This window comes from Psychrobacter nivimaris (assembly GCF_043419765.1).
Taxonomy (GTDB): Bacteria; Pseudomonadota; Gammaproteobacteria; order Pseudomonadales; family Moraxellaceae; genus Psychrobacter.
Genome location: NZ_JBHOFX010000001.1, coordinates 59,785 through 77,941, shown reverse-complemented (window position 1 = coordinate 77,941; position 18,157 = coordinate 59,785). Strand labels below are relative to the sequence as shown.

Below are 18,157 nucleotides of genomic sequence, written 5' to 3'. Positions count from 1 at the left end.
CAGGTAGGTACATAGCGTTTAAATAATCCATCGCTTTACTTAAAAATCAAATAAGCAAACATATGTCTTTTATCTTGTAAACTGCATTATTTTAGGTTATTTTTCAGTATCGTTTATAGTTCTTTAACCAAGGAGAAGCAGTTTGGATACTAATTTATCACCGCTTAAGATTTCAGTGGTTGCGGCGCTGACACTGCTTACAGGCTCGCAAGTATTTGCAGAGGCCAACTACGGTGATTATGGTACAGAAACGGCGCTGACGCTCGCCCGTGATTATGCTGGTCGTTATACAGGTTCCGATAAAGAAGTCCAAGCCGCTGATTATATGCAGCAGCGCATGACCATCGATGGCAGTAACAACCAAGTCAATCGTCAAACGTTTGATTTCGTAGCGCCTCGTGGTTTGTTCAGAGGTCAGACGTTAACGAGTAATAACGTTGTCGTGACCCAAAAAGGCAGGGCTGACACCAACAGAACGCTATTTGTCGGCGCACATTATGATTCTGCCGTCGCCTATCCAAACTATGCAAATCTAGAGGCACTGGACGATAATGCTTCTGGGTCTGGCGTCTTAACTGAGTTGACCAAAAACCTGACAGGTATTGAGACAGAGCATGACATCCAATTTGTGGCATTTGGTGCAGAGGAGGGCGGTCTCAATGGTTCAAGGGCGTTTGTTGATCAACTAACGGACGCGGAAAAATCAACAGCGTTGGGTATGATTAACCTAGACAGTCTGATTACAGGCGACAAAATGTATGCCAATGCAGGGCGAAATGCTTATGACAATGATGGCAACGAAGTGGCTGCCAATGTAAGTTTGCGTGAAAATGCACTGCGCATTGCTAAAGAGCTTGGTATTACACTAGAAGTCAATCCAGCCATTATTGCACCAGGTGAGACAGAGCCATACGAGCCTTATGGCGTTGGCTGCTGTAGCGATCAGGAGTCTTTTGATAGCGTCATGCAGGTCGTCGGGTTTGAAGCGACTAACTGGGGCCTTGGGCCTGATTATGATGGTTATACGCAAACTGAAAACCCAGATATTCCAGGCGGCTATACGTGGCATAACCCTGCATTAGATAACGAAGAAGTACTTACTGCGGCTTTTGGTGAAGAACGCATAGCGCAAAGAATGCGAGACTACTCACGTATCATTAGCAGATTGATTGTGGAGCAAACCAATGCTGATATCATCGCATCAACCAAGAGCGCCATCAATTTGCAAAACACGATGGGTGCTGCGTTAAAAATTAATGCTACCGACTCACATTCAGCGGTGCTTGAGCGTGCCAATGCTTTGGCATTACATACTCTCGATGATGCGAAGCCTTTTGATTCCGAGTCGCGTACTCAGGTTTGGGTAGATGGATCTCAAAGCTACGTGGATGCTGATGAGGTGCAAGAGGGCACTCGCGCCAATATTGGTCTATATGGCGAATATACTATACAGCCGAGATGGCGTGTTGGCGCAGGTGTGCAAGCGGCCAATCAAAACAATAAAGGCATAGAAAATGGTATTAAAAAAGATACAAGCTATGGCATTCAAGCCTATTCTTTATTGGGCGGAAAAGACACAGCTTGGTGGAACACCACATCTCTGAGCTTATCTAAACATGACTTGGATGTTAATAGAACGGTAACACTGGATGGTAATGACGGCATCAACATTATCAACAATAGCGAACGCGGTAGTTCTGATGCTGATGTGTTTAGCGCATACAATGAGCTTGGCTATAATTTTATTATCAAGAAAAACGTCGCGCATGGTGCCTTTTTGGGTCTGAATTACAGTGATACAGACATAGATGGTTATACCAGTGGCAATGCTGATTCTCGTACTGCACTAAAGGTTGATAGCACCTCTAGTGAGGCATGGGATTCAGAGCTTGGTTATCAGTTGCAGTATGGTTTTAATTTGATGGGTACGCCTGCCAAACTTCAAAGTAAAATCGCTTACGTGCATGTGATCGACGATGGTTTAACAGACAGTTTATCGACAACGTCTTTAGCTGACGGTCAAACGAGAAATGTTAGTATTACCCAAACAGATAAAGATGACGACTATGGACGTTTTGAGCTGAGTGTGAGTAACAAGGTTCATAAAAACGTTTATGCCTATCTGAATGGTGATACCACCTTTGCACGTGATGATAAAGACAGCTCAGTACAACTAGGCTTGCAATATCAATTTTAAATCTTAATGTGTAGATGTAAGCCTGCGCTGCTCAATAATTCATTTATGAGCAGCGTTTTTTGCTTATATATTTCCATATATAAATTATAAGGGCATATTGCTGATTGCCGATATAATTTTCAGATTCAGTAATACCAATGTGTGCGAAATATTAAAAGGATAGGGGTGGCGTATATGTTTGGCATCATAAAAGACTGGCGCGAACAGCGTATACTAGACAATAGCGAATTTACTCAGGCTGACTGGAAAAAGGCAGCCGAACGTATTGTTATATTGGATCGATTAAGTACCGATGAGCTATTACATCTGTTTGAGCTCGCAACGTTATTTTTGGCTGATAAATCCATCACTGGTGCACAAGGTTTTGAGATTACCAATGCTGTGAGACAATCGATTGCACTACAAGCCTGTTTGCCTATCTTGAACTTAGGTCTTGACTGGTATGCTGGTTGGTCATGCATCATCATTTATCCTGGCTCGTACAAGAGTGATAGCACTACAGTAGATGAGTTTGGTATCGTTCACAAAGGCAGTCAACACCGTAGCGGAGAAGCATGGCTGCGAGGGCCTGTCATTCTTTCATGGAAAGATGCCAAGCACTCAGGAGAACGTGATGGACACAACGTTGTCATTCATGAGTTTGTGCATAAACTCGATATGATGAATGGCCGCGCCAATGGCTTTCCGCCGATGCAACCTGATATGGATCCTGCAAACTGGACACAGATTATGAGCCGCGATTTTGAAGATTTTCAAACACATCGCAAGTCAGGGCTTGATCGGTATGGAGCGACCAATCCTGCGGAGTTTTTTGCCGTTCTCAGTGAAGTATTTTTTGAAACGCCACAAAAGCTAGTTGATGCTTATCCGGATATTTATCAGATTATGGTGAAATTCTTTCGTCAGACGCCGTTATAAATGATATTTATAGAGATGATGATAGTAAGCTGTATTCAAGACAGCATATTGGAATTGGGGGAACTGAGGTGATTAACACTATAAGTGATAATGTGGCAAAAGTAGAAATCTATAAAAGTGCTGATGGAAAGGTGCAAGTAGATGTGAGTTTCGAGCAAGAAACGGTCTGACTGTCACAAGCACAAATGACCGAGTTGTTTGGTCGTAATCAATCAGTAATTTCTCGTCATATCGCCAATGCCATAAAAGATGAAGAAATCGCTGAAAAAAGCAATATGCAAAAAATGCATATTGCAAACTCAGATCGTCCGGTGACTTTTTATGATTTAGATGTGGTTATATCAGTCGGTTATCGTATCAAATCTCCTCAAGGCGTGCAATTTAGAGATTGGGCAACGCAGCGCCTACGTGAATACTTGGTACAAGGCCATACGCTCAATCAACAGCGCTTCGATAAGAACTCTATTAAATTGCAACAAGCGCTAAACTTAATCAAAAAAACCGCACAAAGTCCCGAGCTTAAAACTGACGAAGCTTGTCATTAAAAACTATACCAAGAACTATGTAACATAAGATGCTATATATATTTAATTGAATACATATAGCATTTATGACCAGATAGAGTAGGCTACCAATTTAAACAAGTCTTATAGAAGTTGTCGGGCAATCTTTCTCTACACCTTAAACCGTCCATTGGTCATTAATGATAGCCACCAGATATCGCTTGCCTTGATACTCATCAAATACCAAGCGCAGTACCCGCCAGTCCATACCATCATACTCATCCGTGCCTTTATAATAAAGTTCTACAACATCTGATGTTTGGTATATCTGTTTTAAGTTGTTGATAGAATTACCATTATTTTTGAATTCATTGACATTGATACTAGCACTATTGAATTTTTTGCCATCTACCCAAGTATCCAAATAAGTAGGCAACGGTGTAACCAACAGATCGCCAGTGCCGTCTTTTTCGCCCCAAATAAATTGAATGTTAGACTGCTGTAAATACTGTGCAAATTGCCCGCGGCTAAAGATTTTATCTGATTCAGGCCGTACATAAGCGTACATCGAAAAACGAACGCCACGTGTTGGATGGATGTCATTAGTGATTCTAGAAAAGTCCTTATTTGCTAGTGCGCGCTGTATACGTAACGCTTGCTGTCTAAGAGTTTGCTGACTGATATCAGCATTACTAGGTGTTGATGAGCTACTGGTTGACTGAGATACAATGGCTTCACTGGACTCAGAAGCAGACTGACAACCCGTCGCAGCTAGCGTGAATAACAGAAGGCTGCTAGAGACTAATGTCGCAGATTTTTCCTTAAAAAAAGCAGGTAATGTCATCATAAAATCATCCTTAGCACAGTTATTAGCGAAAGAAACATCGCTATAAATTGTCATGGGAACCGGTAAAAAATACCATAAAAGCGCTATGTAATCGATATTTTGGTAAGTAAACCTGAATGATACGATAATACAGCAGAGTCCGAATATAGGTATGATGTAATAGTCGGTAACACTTATAGGACAGAAGCTCGCAGAGAACACCATGCCAACATATAAATCGCTGACATTACTATTGACCATAGGACTGATGTCTGTCGGTCACGCTATAGCGGATGTATCAAAAGCAGCTCAAAAACAAAATGCCATGGCTAATATAAAGATTGCGACTATCACGAAAATGTACCAACAAGATATTGATGATCAAGGCATGAGTCATCCTGTAGTGCTGCAGCAATACGCTAATGCTGACTTGCAAGCAGCCATGCAACTTGAGCAAGAATATTTTGATAAAACTCAGACATCCTGTAATATAGATTACGATGTACTTTGGAACTCGCAAGATCCTGACTATACGCAAGACAAAAAGTTTTCAATAACTGGTCAAGGATTGGTTCAGGTTAGCTTGGCACAAGGTAGCGATGTTTATTATGAGCTGTCATGTGATGACAATGATAAAACTTGCCAAGTCGCAGACGTGGTTTTAGATCGGGATGGCAAAACTTTGCGTCAGCATTTACTTGAAACTTGTCGTTAGTAAAAGTCTATAACGAATATGAAATCCGAGTTAAGGTATAAGAATGACATGGTATAAATGGTTTTTCGCTTAGCTACTAAAACCGTTGGTTTGTTTTCGCATAATGTATATTATGTTAAATTAAGTCTATATGGTTCATTAGGTTATAGGCTTAAGCCTTACTAACTATAGAATCAGGATTATCAGATACTTCTAATGCTACTGGATATAAACATCCTACCAAACTGTTTAGCTCTCACCGACTAACTCTTTCCTGTTAATTAAACCGAATCTTTTGGGTGATATTTTACGCTTGATCAGTTTTACTTCTAAGCATCTCTGACAGGCATATTATTACGTCAATCATTTAACGTTTTATTAGACGTTAAGATTTGAATGCTCTGTATGACTGGCTATTAATATTTTATGATTTGCGAAAATACGAATGGCTACGTCCAAATGTATTATTAGCTTTTTATTCGATATAATCATAGCCATTCGTCTGCGATAGCTTATTTATTATTTATGTTCGCTAGTGAAGTTTTTAATATAAATATGCTAATAGCCTATTTTTGATAACCATCATTTGTATGGTTGGATATCTTCTAATATCCTCAACCCAGATTTAATTGCAAAAACTCAGCCAGACGTTATAACTCCTTCGAATATTTCTAATCTTATCTAATCTTCAAACGCTATACCCAAGTCATCACGTATAACCCTGTAAATTTAGATTGATAGTCAAATTGTCTATGTATTAAAGCTGACGCTATTTATTCTTGCAAAGTGATAAATTTTATCTACCCATAAACAGTAGCCTTCTATTTATTGTTACCAAGCTATTTTTAAGATGAATAAGCTATCTATTGATATTTTTTAATATATTTAGCCCGTCGTTATATATTTTCTATATACCCCTCAAAATTGGTGCATTCTAAATTTGCACAGAACAGTACTATGACCCTGATTTTTATATTCTGTGCGAGTACAGGAGCATGTGTTTTGTAGAGAATATGCTCAACTCCTTGCCGAATCAATCATGGATACCATAATCGCATTTAACTATGTATCGAAATAACTGGTAGAAATGCCGTGTAACCTATTCAGCGTATGGCCTACTCACTATTTGGCCACTATGCTATAATTATCCCCAAGTGAACCTTGGGGATAATTATGTCTTAAAAACCTTTACTTAAAAGGTTTTACTAAAAATACTAGCGAATATCAGTGTCCATGACAGTGTCCAATACTTCTATATTTTTCTGCAGAAGAGACTTTTTGTAAGTCATTAATCATAAACCTATCATTAACTTTAATTATCATATTATGGATATATATTATGGCTATCGACACTGCAAACGATATCAACAAGCTAGAATGCCGCGACAAAGATTATTCTGTCAGCGTCTCGGGTGTGGCTGGCTTAAGTCTTCGTATTTATCCAAATGGCAAAAAGGAATACTACTTACGTTATTCCCATCCGCATATCGAGGGCAAACGCCCTAGGATGATGTTGGGTAAGATTGAGGATGTCAGTCTCCATGAGGTTAAGTATAAAGCAGACACCATTCTTGATATGGTTGCCAAAGGCTCTGACCCTAAAGCTATCCAGCAAAAAGAACAAACCAATAAATATACTCACCTAAAAAACGCACCATTTTCTGAGATTGCAAAAGCATGGCGAGAACACAAAACAGCAGGTCGCAATCAAAGTCAATCTAAAAAACCGTCATACAGTGAGTCAACCCTCAAGTTCTGGGATTTATGTCTAGGATATATGTGCCAAGAGATTGGTGATTTAAGAATGGACGATATCACCAGTGAGATGATACTGAGTGTGTGTGAGTCTATCCAAAACAATGAAAATCAAGCGACTTTCGTTGGTGCTAGCACTCGTTTGTATACTGAAAAGGTATTTTCATTCGCTGTTGCTCGAGGGTTGTGCGATAGAAATGTGGCAATTGATACCCGTGGTGAGCTTGCACCTGCCAATTCAGGCAATCACTTGCCAGCCATCACCAAACCAGATCAATTTGCGACGCTTCTAAAGGATATGTCCACTTTTAAAGGTGCAAGTAAGATTACATTAGAGGCAATGAACTTATTACCTTATGTGTTTGTACGTAGTATCGATCTGCGCTCGATGCGTTGGGATGACATCGATTGGGATACTAATACATGGGCATTCTCCCCGACCAAAGGCGAAGGTCGTGACGATATGGTCTCGCACTTAGTTGTTCCTTTGGCCACGCAAGTGATTTCTCGATTACGAAACATTCAGTCAATTACAGGGCATAAAGAGCATGTATTTGCGTCGATGCGCGGTTCAAGCAATGCTTATATTAGTAAAGCGACGTTGGTACAGATATTCCACCGGCTTGGATACAAAGATGTGCAGTGTGCGCATGGATTTCGAGCATCCGCTAAAACTTTGCTCATGGAACAGCCTGAGCTACGCTATTCTGACATCGTCACAGAATTACAGCTAGGTCACAGGATAAAAGACACACATGGCGGGGCTTACAACAGACTCGATGAAATCGATACTAGGGTACAGATGATGCAAGATTGGGCAGATTATATAGATGAGCTTCGGAGTCGTTAGAGAGTTATTTTAGAATCAAGAACCATATTTTTTTGCTTTTATTTATGGCTCTTTGAAATGTATTTTACGGAAGTTCACAGGAGACATGCCAGTAAACTGCTTAAACTGTCGACTAAAGGCACTATGATCACCGTATCCACAGTTTAAGGAGACTTGAGTTACTGTTAGCTTATGATTCGCTAATAGTCGAATGGCATGCTCTAAGCGCATTTTTTGTACAAACTGAATGGGTGACATATTGAGCACTGCTTTGAAGGTACGCTCCAATTGCGATTGACTAAGATTTGCCAATTTCGCCAATTGACCAATATTAATTTTTTGATCAAGATTGTCTCGTACGTATTGATCTACGCTTGCCAATCGAGCGTGTTTGCGTAATATCCGCTCGTTATCTTCATCAATATCTACTGATATACCTACCATTGCTACAATATGATTTTTTATATCATAGACGGGGATTTTTTGCGTGATACACCATCCCAGCTGTCCTGATGCATAACTATGAAGTTCTAGTTTATCAATAATCTCCCTGCCTTCCTTTAATACTCTCAGATCCTGATTGAGATAATCCTTGCCTTGAGACTTCAAAAACACTTGCTCTGTAGTCAGTCCTATTAGTGCTTTTTTGTTTTTGAGCCCGCTACGTTTAATGAGCGTTTTACTGACTAATCGATAGCATGCTTGGTCATCTTTAACAAAGAACACCACATTTTTCATAGTATCAAACAAAGGCATCAATAATGATATATTACCAACAAACTCATCGAAATTGGCTGGTTGATAAGCCTGTAGGTGTTTTGACAGTTGTTTTGTAGGTGTTTCTAATACTAACGGCCGCATCGGTATATTCCCATATAGCATCTCAAGCTTGTCGTTGAGCTTTTCAGGTATTTTAGGGTGCTACACAATATTTATACTCCTAAATATCTTTATAACCTGTGCAGAAATGCGCATTTATTCATATAAAAACATCAAGACTGCTTTTCTGAAAAACGTCATTCTATATTTACGCCTTGTTCATTTATGAATAACGCTAACAGTATATTAACTCACGGATGAATCAGGTAGGCAGTCATGTTTGATACGCTTTTCACTCTTAAGATTATTGATTCGCATACTGGCGGTGAACCTACTCGTATGGTGTATGAAGGATTTCCTGAGCTTAGTGGGCAATCTATTCAAGAAAAACTTCAGGACTTCAAACAGAATTTCGATCATTTACGTCAAAGTATTATCCTAGAACCTCGTGGTAATGATGTGCTTGTCGGAGCGCTTTTATGCCCGCCTTCCGATCCTCGTGCCACGGCTGGCGTGATCTTCTTTAATAATCATGGCTATTTAGGTATGTGTGGCCATGGCACTATCGGCGTTATTGCATCTCTAGCTTATCAACAAAAAATAACCGCTGGTGATCACTATCTAGAAACAAGCGTAGGTCTAGTTAAAGCAACCTTGCATGATGATGGTAGTTGTAGCGTCCAGAATGTCCCCTCTTATCGCTACCAAAAACAAGTAGAAGTTCAAGTACCCAATATCGGTCCTATCTATGGAGATATCGCTTGGGGTGGTAATTGGTTTTTCTTAGTCAACGATCATAAGCAAGCTATTGAAGCCAATAATGTTGAGGCGCTTACTCAATTTAGCATACAGATCAAAAAAGCTCTTCATAAGTCTGGAATCATGGGTGCTAACAATGGCGAAATTGATCATATAGAACTGTTTGGCAAGAGCGATCTCGCCGGCACTAACAGCAAAAACTTCGTATTATGCCCTGGATCTGCCTACGATCGCTCTCCTTGTGGTACTGGAACCAGTGCCAAATTGGCTTGCTTAGCCGCAGACAATGTACTCGCACCTGGTGAGACTTGGTATCAGCAAAGCATCATTGGCAGTGTCTTTAGTGCCAGCTATCAGCCTATTGATGTACTTAGTAATCATAGCCCTCTTCATAACCACCCTATCAATACTATTATCCCCACGATCCGAGGGTACGCCTACGTATGTGCAGAGACCTCTCTCATCGTTCAAGACAGCGATCCGTTCAAATGGGGTATTTCTTTATAGATACCAGTTTATATGGCTTCTAGGAAGTAACCAATCACTGCTCAGCAAGGTCAGAAAAGCGAGACTCTCATGGACACACAAGTGTTTGATATACATATCATCGGTGGTGGCATTATCGGGCTATGTGCTGCGGTTACCCTACAGTCTCGTGGGGTAAAAGTTGCGATTTTGGAAGCGGATAAAATCGGTCGCGGTGCAACTTATGGCAACGCAGGTCACATTGCCACTGAACAGGTTTTCCCTATCGCTGATGCCAGTATCTTACGACATGTTCCTGCCATGCTACTCAACCCTGAAGGACCTCTGCGTATAGATTGGCGCTACCTTCCACGCTTAGCACCATGGGCATTCAAGTTATTACTTAATATGCGTACCGAACCATTTGCACGCAGTCACCAAGCGCTTTTGGCATTAAATGCACAGAGCCTTCAAGCTTGGCAAGATTTTGCCAAAGAGTGGCAGTTACATTCTTGGGTACAAATACAAGGATCTGTATTAACCGCAGAGACGCCCAACAGCCTAAAAGTGCTGACTGAACACGGTCAACGCTTAAATAGTTTAGGGGTTTCTAACAACCTACTCTCACAGTCAGCACTGACAGATCTTGAGCCTGCATTAAAAGACAATCAACTGGGTGCTTTGTTTTTTCCAGAGACAGGTCATATCACCAATATAGAAGCCATTACCCATAAATTAAGCACTATTTTTAGATCGCTTGGTGGTCAAATTTATGAAAATTGCCGTGTTCTGAGCGCGGAAGTAATAACTGATGGTATTCGTTTGACGACGACACAAAAGCAGCTTCATGCCAGCAAAATTATGCTTGCAGCAGGGGCGCATTCTAAAGCCTTAGCCAAACAGCTAACAGGCGTCTCAGTACCAATGGATACAGAGCGAGGCTATCACCTGATGCTTCCTAACGAAAGTCAGCGTCTCAACATCCCTATTTCTAGCATGGATCGCCGCTTTATTATGACACCAATGGAAAAAGGGCTGCGCTTGGCTGGCACTGTTGAGTATGCAGGACTTGAGGCGCCAGCAAACATGAACCGTGCGAATATGCTGTTAAAACAAGCTCAAGCAATGCTAAACACCCCACTAGATAGTGAGAGAAATGCGCAATGGATGGGGTTTAGACCTTCTACAGCAGACTCACTACCAATCATAGATAGACGTAATTCAGTCTTTTTAAACTTTGGTCATCAGCATCTAGGTCTGACCCAAGCTGTCGTAAGCGCACAGATGATCGCGGCTTTGTATTTTGGCGATACTGCCATGGTAGATCCTACTGCCTATCGTCTAAACCGCTTCAAACGTAAGTATTTTAAATAATAATCGAACATTTTATCTCTATGACAACTCATAGAACCAACAATGTCGCTAACAGCTCATGGCTTACTAACGGCCTTTACTTCCAAATAAGGATATTTATATGAACATTCATGGCGTTTTAGTCCCTATCGTTACTCCTTTCGATGTTAATGGAGATATTGATACTCAAAAATTGACCGAACTGGTCAATGTATTCATAGAAAAAGGCGTTACCGGAATCGTAGCTTGCGGTACAACTGGTGAATACTACACGTTCTCGCCTGCAGAGCGTGAACTGGTTTTGACCACTATCGCTGCTGCTGCCAAAGGCAAAGTCACTCTGATTGCAGGTATCAACAGTTTATCGACCAATCATTCTATCGAACTTGCTCATCAAGCCAACAATTTGGGCTACGACGGCCTAATGTTATCAGCCAATCCGTATAGCCTACCAGACCAAGACGGTATTATTGCGCATTTTGAAACCGTCGCTGATGCCACTGACCTACCTATCATTATGTACAATTTTCCAGCACGCGTCGGTGTAAGCATTGAGTTTGAAACCGTCGCGCATTTATCCAAACATCCCAATATTGTAGGTGTCAAAGAAAGCAGCGGCGATTTTAGCCATGCATTACGTATGCTACAGGCTGATTTTGAAAACTTTGAAGTGGTTTGTGGTTGTGACGACCAACCAGTAGATTTCTTCTTTTGGGGTGCTAAGAGCTGGATCGCTGGTGCGGCTAACGTATTTCCAGCAGAACAAGTCGCATTGTTTGAAGCCACACAAAAAGGCGATTGGAACCATGCTAAGGAGCTGATGACAGCCATGTATCCTGCTATCCACTCTATGGAGTCTGGAAACTATAACCAAAAAGCCAAAGTAGGCTGCATTAACGGGAGCATCAATGTTGGGTCAGTACGACTACCTTTGACTGATATGTCAAAAGAAGAGACTCAGTTATTTTTAGCACTCCTATCTTGATATATCGCACCATTCTTATCGTTCCTACCATTGTATAGAAAAGGACAATCTAATGAGTATGACCACAGCGCAAGTCTTCGAACTCGCCAGCAACCAACAGCTTTGGGCAGGCCATTTAATAGATACCACAGCACCAGTATCCGAGACAACACTCCCTAACTACAGCCCTATTGATAATACCTGCATAGGTAGTATTGCTAATGGAAGTCAGCAAGATGTTAATACGGCGGTCGTGGCAGCCCGAGACGCTTTTGAACATGGTGAGTGGCGACGGATGTCTCCTGCAGAGCGCAAAGCTATCATGCAGCGCTGGTGTCAATTGATGCATGAGCATATGGATGAGTTAGCTGCCTTAGATTGCGTCGATGCAGGCAAGCCTATTACGGAATGTCTCAACACTGACCTGCCCGCTACGATTGAAACCTTTGAATGGTACGCCGAAACGGCTGATAAAGTTTTTGGCAAGGTTGCTCCTACTGGTGCTGATGCACTAGGCCTTGTGGTACAAGAGCCTATCGGTGTAGTGGGTGCGGTACTACCATGGAATTTCCCAGCACAAATGTATGCATGGAAAGTTGCACCCGCATTAATAACCGGCAACTCAGTCATTGTTAAACCTGCTGAATTGACCTCGCTCTCAGCATATCGATTAACACAATTGGCGTACGAGGCTGGCGTGCCAAAAGCGGCGTTGCAGTTAGTCTGTGGGCTTGGTGAAGAAGTAGGTGCGGCACTCGGTCAGCATATGGATGTTGATATGGTTTCTTTTACAGGATCAACCGAAGTCGGTCGACTGTTTCTACAGTACTCTGCACAAAGCAATCTCAAGGAAGTGGTCTTAGAGTGTGGTGGCAAAAGCCCTCAAATCGTTTTTGCGGATGCCATTATCAATGAACAAACCATCGAGCATATTTTATCCGCTGCTTTTTGGAATATGAGCGAAAACTGTAGCTGTGGTTCGCGTCTACTTGTCCATTCTAGCCAAAAAGAAGCATTGTTAACGCTATTAAAAAAAGGTCTTCAGTCTTGGAAGGTTGGTCATCCTTACGATCCCGAGGTCGCTATTGGCCCAATGATCGAAAAGGCGCATTTTGAAAAGGTAATATCGCATCTCAATACTGCAAAAACGGAGGGTGCTCGTTTGATCGCAGGTGGACGTATCCACGATGAACTCGGTAGTGGCTGGTATATCGAGCCTACCATCTTTGATAATGTCAGCCCGGATATGACGCTGTTTAAAGAAGAAGTTTTTGGCCCACTTTTAGCTGTCACAAGTTTTGAAACCGAAGAGGAAGCTATTCAGCTCGCCAATCAGAGTAATTATGGGCTTGCTGCATCCTTCTATACACAAAACATCCATCGCGCATTCCGCGTGGCATCCGCTATTAAAGCTGGTACCGTCTCGATTAATGGTTTTTCTGAGGGTGATATTACGACACCTTTTGGTGGTTATAAACAATCTGGCTTCGGCGGTCGTGACAATGGCTTAGAGGCGTTGTCCCAGTATACCCAAACCAAAACTATCTGGTTGGTGAACTAAAAACTGACATTGTCCGCTATCCACGCCCAAGTCAGCATAACCGAAAACACTACAAGGAAGTAAAGTTATGGAAAATATCATCAATACTATCGTCGGGTATATTTGGAGTGACGCCCTAGTTTATCTTGCGTTAGGTGTCGGCATATATTTTACGATTATGACTCGTGCCGTACAAATCCGTTATTTCAAAGAAATGATTAGGCTGTTGTTCGACAAACAAAGCTCATCAGCTGGGATTAGCTCCTTCCAAGCTTTCTGTATGGCGCTATCAGGACGTATTGGTGTGGGTAATATCGCTGGGGTTGCAACAGCCATTGCAGCAGGTGGCCCTGGCGCGGTATTTTGGATGATTTTCATGGGTGTGTTAGGTGGTGCTAGTGCTTTTATTGAGTCTACCTTAGCGCAGGTATACAAACATAAGGTCGGCGATCAATATCGTGGCGGCTCCCCTTTTTATATTGAAAGAGGATTAAAGCTAAAACCTTTTGCTATCATCGTCGCTATCGTGACCTGTCTATCTTACGGCGTGTTAGTGCCTGGTGTTCAGGCCAATACCATTGCGGACTCTTTTAATACAGCATTTAATATACCACCCGTTGTAACAGGAATTATCCTTGTCGTACTACTAGGTATCATTATATTTGGCGGTGTGAAGCGTATTGCTAATTTTGCAGGAAAAGTCGTACCTGTCATGGCAATCGGTTATATTCTTATGATGGTGATTGTATTGGCATTTAACGCTCAAAATATCCCTGCAATGTTTGCACTTATCTTTAAAAGCGCTTTTGGTATGGATGCAGTGTTTGGTGGTATGGTTGGGACCGCAATCTCTTGGGGCGTACGCCGTGCTGTTTTCTCAAACGTTGCGGGTGCTGGCGAGGCGACCTTTAGCTCAGCGGCAGCAGAGGTATCACATCCTGCCAAACAAGGCTTAGTGCAAAGCTTCTCTATCTACATCGATACGGTGCTTGTCTGTACTGCAACAGCGTTGATGATTCTATCAACTGGCATGTATAACGTGGTGACCCCTGAAGGTATAACCCTAGTTGATAATATGCCGGGTATTGAAGCTGGTACGGCATTTACCCAAGCCGCCGTATCTACTGTCTTTAACCAGTATGGAAGTGGTTTTGTTGCGATTGCTATCTTTTTATTCGCTTTCACCTGCTTGGTTGCTTATTACTATATCGCCGAAACTACGTTGGTCTATTTGGACAATAAACTGCGCTACCCCATTCTTAAGCATGTACTCAAACTGGTCTTTTTAATCGTTTGTTTCACTGGTAGTGTTCAGTCAATCGGTATGATGTGGGCGTTAGGTGATATAGGGTTTGGCAGTATGTGCTACTTGAATTTCATTGCTATTTTACTTCTAAGTAAAGTTGCTCTAAAAGTTCTAAAAGACTACGACGAGCAGATGAAATTAGGTATAAACCCTGTCTTTGACCCTAGAAAGGCTGGAGTGGATAATGCGGACTTTTGGATAGAATATAGCAATGAGCATGGTCACAAAAAATCGCTCTAATAATAGTGCATTAGAGGTCTGCTAATATCTGCTAGCAAAAAAAGTTGCTATCAACATCAAGCAGGCCTCACCTATTTATGTTAAATTGCAAAAAACCATAAGGATATTACGTATAAGATAACCATAGTATTGTATCCACTCATTTGATAGGAAGGTTGAAGATGACACTAGATAACAACGTACTACGTAAACGCACCAGCTTGTTGGGTTCATTATTAGGTAATGCTATTTCTCGCCAATCTGGTGAGCAGACGCTAGATACGATTGAGACGCTGCGCAAGGGCTTTATTCAACAGCGTCGTGAGCCGAATGAGGCACATAAACAGCAGCTTATCGATTTTATTGCTTCTTTGGACAATCAAACCTTAAAAAACGTCATACGCGGCTTTTCTATCTATTTTTTCCTAGCCAATCTAAGCGAAGAGAATTACTTGCGTGAGCAGCGTCATGCGCAGCGTATGCAGTCTGAGCAAAGCTGGGAAGGATCATTTCGTCGTACCTTACTTGAGTGTCGTGAGCGCAATATCGAGCCCGCTCAAATGCAAGAGCTGATTGATCAGCTAAAATTTACACCTGTTTTCACGGCGCATCCTACCGAAGCGCGTCGCCGTACCACGATGAATATCTTACAAAGTCTATTCACGCATAGCGACGCTTTAAACAACGTGTCTGAAAACAGCTTCGCCTACGAGCAAGCCAAAGAGCAAACTGCGCAAACGATTGATCTATTATGGTCTTCTGACGAAGTGCGCACCCGTAAGCCATTGGTATATGATGAGATTAACAATGGCTTGCATTACTTTAATGCCAGTTTGTTCAATGCCATTCCTAAAGTGTATCGTAATATCAAAAAAGCCATTGTCGATATCTATCCAGAGCTCACAGACTATCCACTGCCTGCGTTTATGAGCTTTGGTTCATGGATTGGTGGCGATAGAGATGGCAATCCTTTTGTGACTTTTGAGACCACAGAACTTGCCGTATTGATGCATGCTGATACCGTGCTGCGTCACTATCAGGTGCTACTCAAAAAGCTGCGCCGCCAGCTGATTCATAGTGACACCATTGTCACCGTTTCACCTGACGTATATGCCAAGATCAAAAGTTATGATGAGCTCGATCAGCGGGTGTTTGACTATAACCTCGATGACTATGGCAATGAGCCATATCGTCGCCTGCTCTCTATCATTCTGACTAAAGTTAAAGCCACCAATCGCCGCATCCAAAGTAAAGGTACGGATATCGAGGCCGAAAAGGATGCCTATGCCAATCCAGAAGAGTTACTAGAAGATCTGCGCATTATCCGCCAAAGTGTCAATACACACGATACGGCACACGCAGAAGGATTACTACTAGATGTCATTCGTTTGGTCAAAACTTGCGGCTTTCATTTGGCGGCGCTCGATATCCGTCAAGAGTCGTCATATCATGGCGAAGTGATTGCCGATATCTTTGCTAGTGCCTCCAACCTGCCTGATTATCAAACGCTAAGCGAAACCGAACGTCAAGAGTGGTTGACGCGCTTGCTAGAAAAACCAGGCACGCCGCTTATCTATACTGATAACCTGACAGACAAAACGCGTGAGCAATTGTCACTGATGAATTCGGTCGCCACTCTACGCAAACTGGTGGGACAGGCTACTTTTGGTAGCTATGTGATCTCGATGACCAATAATGCTAGCCAGCTACTAGAAGTGTTGCTGCTCATGCGGTTTGCAGGCTTATGCAGAATTGATGACGAAGGTCAATTGTCTGCTGATTTGCCAGTTGCGCCGTTGTTCGAAACCATCGAAGATCTCAAAAATATCGATAAAATCTTGCCTGCCGTATTAGATAATCCACTATATCGTGGACTGCTACGGAACACGGATAACACGCAAGAGATTATGCTGGGTTATTCAGACTCATCAAAAGACGGCGGTATTATCACCTCTGCATGGCAGCTTTATAGTGCACAGCAAACCATTAATAACATTGCTGAGCAATATGGTATAAAAACACGCTTGTTCCATGGTCGTGGCGGTTCTGTGAGCCGTGGTGGTGGATCAACACACAAAGCCATTGCTGCACAGCCAGCTGGCACGCTACATGGTCAGATTAAAGTAACTGAGCAAGGCGAAGTGCTCTATGCCAAGTATGCCAATACAGATACTGCTGTGTTTGAGCTGACCATGGCAATCACGGGTACACTCAAAGCCTGCTCTTCAAGGTTTGTGGTGCAACCGACTGAGTTGCCAGAGTATGAATCCTTGTTTGCACAGCTGGCAGATGCTGGCGAACAGCGTTATCGCGAGCTGACCGATCGTACCGAAGGGTTTTATAAATTCTATTCCGAGGTCACCCCAGTACAAGAAATATCTCTGTTAAACATTGGCTCACGTCCTGCTCATCGCAAAAAAGGCCTACCAAGTAAGACCACCTTGCGAGCGATTCCTTGGGTATTTGGCTGGTCATTGGCACGCTTTACCCTACCTGCTTGGTATGGCGTTGGTAGTGCGCTAGATAGCGTCAAAAAAGACGAAGCATTGATGAAAGAGATGAATAAGCATTGGCCTTTCTTTAGCGTGTTTATCAGTAATATCGAGATGGCTTTTACCAAAGCCAATATGAATATTGCCGAGGCTTATAGCCAACTATGTGATGATGAGCCGTTACGCGAAAAAATCATGACAGCGGTCACCGATGAACACACGCTGACCAATTCAGGTCTCAACTCTCTGCTTGAGCAAGATTCTTTATTATCCAATCAGCAAAACCTTGCTTCATCCCTGCAATGGCGAGACGCTTATCTAGATCCTATTAACTATATCCAGATTGAGCTGTTAAAGCGTGCCAGGCAACAGGACACCCTGAACGATTCGGCACATGGCGACCTTAATGTAGAAGATCCATTAATCCGTAGTATCAATGCGCTAGCTGCAGGGTTACGAAATACTGGTTAAGGTAGCTTTTCGATAATTAGCTTTCGGATAAATAAAAAGCTTATACC

At 42.2% G+C, this 18,157-nt stretch carries 13 protein-coding genes; 11 read left to right on the top strand and 2 right to left on the bottom strand.

The window, feature by feature from the left end; all coding sequences use genetic code 11:
- The first annotated feature begins 142 nt into the window (after window positions 1-142).
- The 3 genes from ACHEVO_RS00275 (at window position 143) to rhuM (ending at window position 3,660) form a co-directional block, all read left to right on the top strand.
- Complete coding sequence (locus tag ACHEVO_RS00275) at window positions 143-2,197, top strand: autotransporter domain-containing protein (RefSeq protein WP_394123469.1); 2,055 nt, start codon at window positions 143-145, stop codon at window positions 2,195-2,197.
- A gap of 174 nt (window positions 2,198-2,371) precedes the next feature.
- Complete coding sequence (locus ACHEVO_RS00270; protein ID WP_394123468.1) at window positions 2,372-3,115, top strand: M90 family metallopeptidase; 744 nt, start codon at window positions 2,372-2,374, stop codon at window positions 3,113-3,115.
- 185 nt (window positions 3,116-3,300) lie between these two features.
- Window positions 3,301-3,660, top strand: coding sequence for a RhuM family protein (gene rhuM, locus ACHEVO_RS00265; protein WP_394123467.1), 360 nt, complete (start codon window positions 3,301-3,303; stop codon window positions 3,658-3,660).
- 136 nt (window positions 3,661-3,796) lie between these two features.
- Here the strand turns inward: rhuM and ACHEVO_RS00260 are convergent, their stop codons facing one another.
- Window positions 3,797-4,465, bottom strand: a complete 669-nt coding sequence (locus ACHEVO_RS00260; RefSeq protein WP_394123466.1) for a hypothetical protein — start codon at window positions 4,463-4,465, stop codon at window positions 3,797-3,799.
- A gap of 202 nt (window positions 4,466-4,667) precedes the next feature.
- Here ACHEVO_RS00260 and ACHEVO_RS00255 point away from each other — a divergent pair, with 202 nt between their 5' ends.
- Together ACHEVO_RS00255 and ACHEVO_RS00250 are read left to right on the top strand one after the other, a co-directional pair.
- On the top strand, window positions 4,668-5,159 hold the full coding sequence (locus ACHEVO_RS00255; protein WP_394123465.1) for a hypothetical protein: 492 nt from the start codon (window positions 4,668-4,670) through the stop codon (window positions 5,157-5,159).
- 1,318 nt (window positions 5,160-6,477) lie between these two features.
- Window positions 6,478-7,743, top strand: a complete 1,266-nt coding sequence (locus ACHEVO_RS00250) for a tyrosine-type recombinase/integrase (protein WP_394123464.1) — start codon at window positions 6,478-6,480, stop codon at window positions 7,741-7,743.
- A gap of 42 nt (window positions 7,744-7,785) precedes the next feature.
- On the opposite strand, the gene ACHEVO_RS00245 is transcribed toward ACHEVO_RS00250, so the two are convergent.
- Window positions 7,786-8,583, bottom strand: coding sequence for a helix-turn-helix domain-containing protein (locus tag ACHEVO_RS00245; protein ID WP_394123463.1), 798 nt, complete (start codon window positions 8,581-8,583; stop codon window positions 7,786-7,788).
- Window positions 8,584-8,817: 234 nt separating this feature from the next.
- Here ACHEVO_RS00245 and ACHEVO_RS00240 point away from each other — a divergent pair, with 234 nt between their 5' ends.
- The 6 genes from ACHEVO_RS00240 to ppc all read left to right on the top strand — a co-directional run bounded on the left by ACHEVO_RS00240 (window position 8,818) and on the right by ppc (window position 18,110).
- Window positions 8,818-9,807, top strand: coding sequence for a proline racemase family protein (locus ACHEVO_RS00240; protein ID WP_394123462.1), 990 nt, complete (start codon window positions 8,818-8,820; stop codon window positions 9,805-9,807).
- Window positions 9,808-9,876: 69 nt separating this feature from the next.
- The gene (locus tag ACHEVO_RS00235) at window positions 9,877-11,139 is read left to right on the top strand and encodes an NAD(P)/FAD-dependent oxidoreductase (protein ID WP_394123461.1); all 1,263 of its coding nucleotides are present in this window, start codon (window positions 9,877-9,879) and stop codon (window positions 11,137-11,139) included.
- Window positions 11,140-11,239: 100 nt separating this feature from the next.
- On the top strand, window positions 11,240-12,103 hold the full coding sequence (gene dapA, locus ACHEVO_RS00230) for a 4-hydroxy-tetrahydrodipicolinate synthase (RefSeq protein ID WP_394123460.1): 864 nt from the start codon (window positions 11,240-11,242) through the stop codon (window positions 12,101-12,103).
- Between the two features lie 52 nt (window positions 12,104-12,155).
- A complete protein-coding gene (locus ACHEVO_RS00225) occupies window positions 12,156-13,643 on the top strand; it encodes an aldehyde dehydrogenase (protein ID WP_394123459.1) in 1,488 nt (495 codons plus the stop codon).
- Between the two features lie 67 nt (window positions 13,644-13,710).
- Window positions 13,711-15,168: an alanine/glycine:cation symporter family protein gene (locus ACHEVO_RS00220; protein ID WP_394123458.1), complete on the top strand. Its 1,458-nt coding sequence runs from the start codon at window positions 13,711-13,713 to the stop codon at window positions 15,166-15,168.
- A 161-nt stretch (window positions 15,169-15,329) separates the two neighbouring features.
- Window positions 15,330-18,110 carry a phosphoenolpyruvate carboxylase gene (ppc, locus tag ACHEVO_RS00215; protein ID WP_394123457.1) on the top strand — a complete coding sequence of 927 codons (2,781 nt, stop codon included), beginning with the start codon at window positions 15,330-15,332 and terminating at the stop codon, window positions 18,108-18,110.
- Window positions 18,111-18,157: the final 47 nt, after the last annotated feature.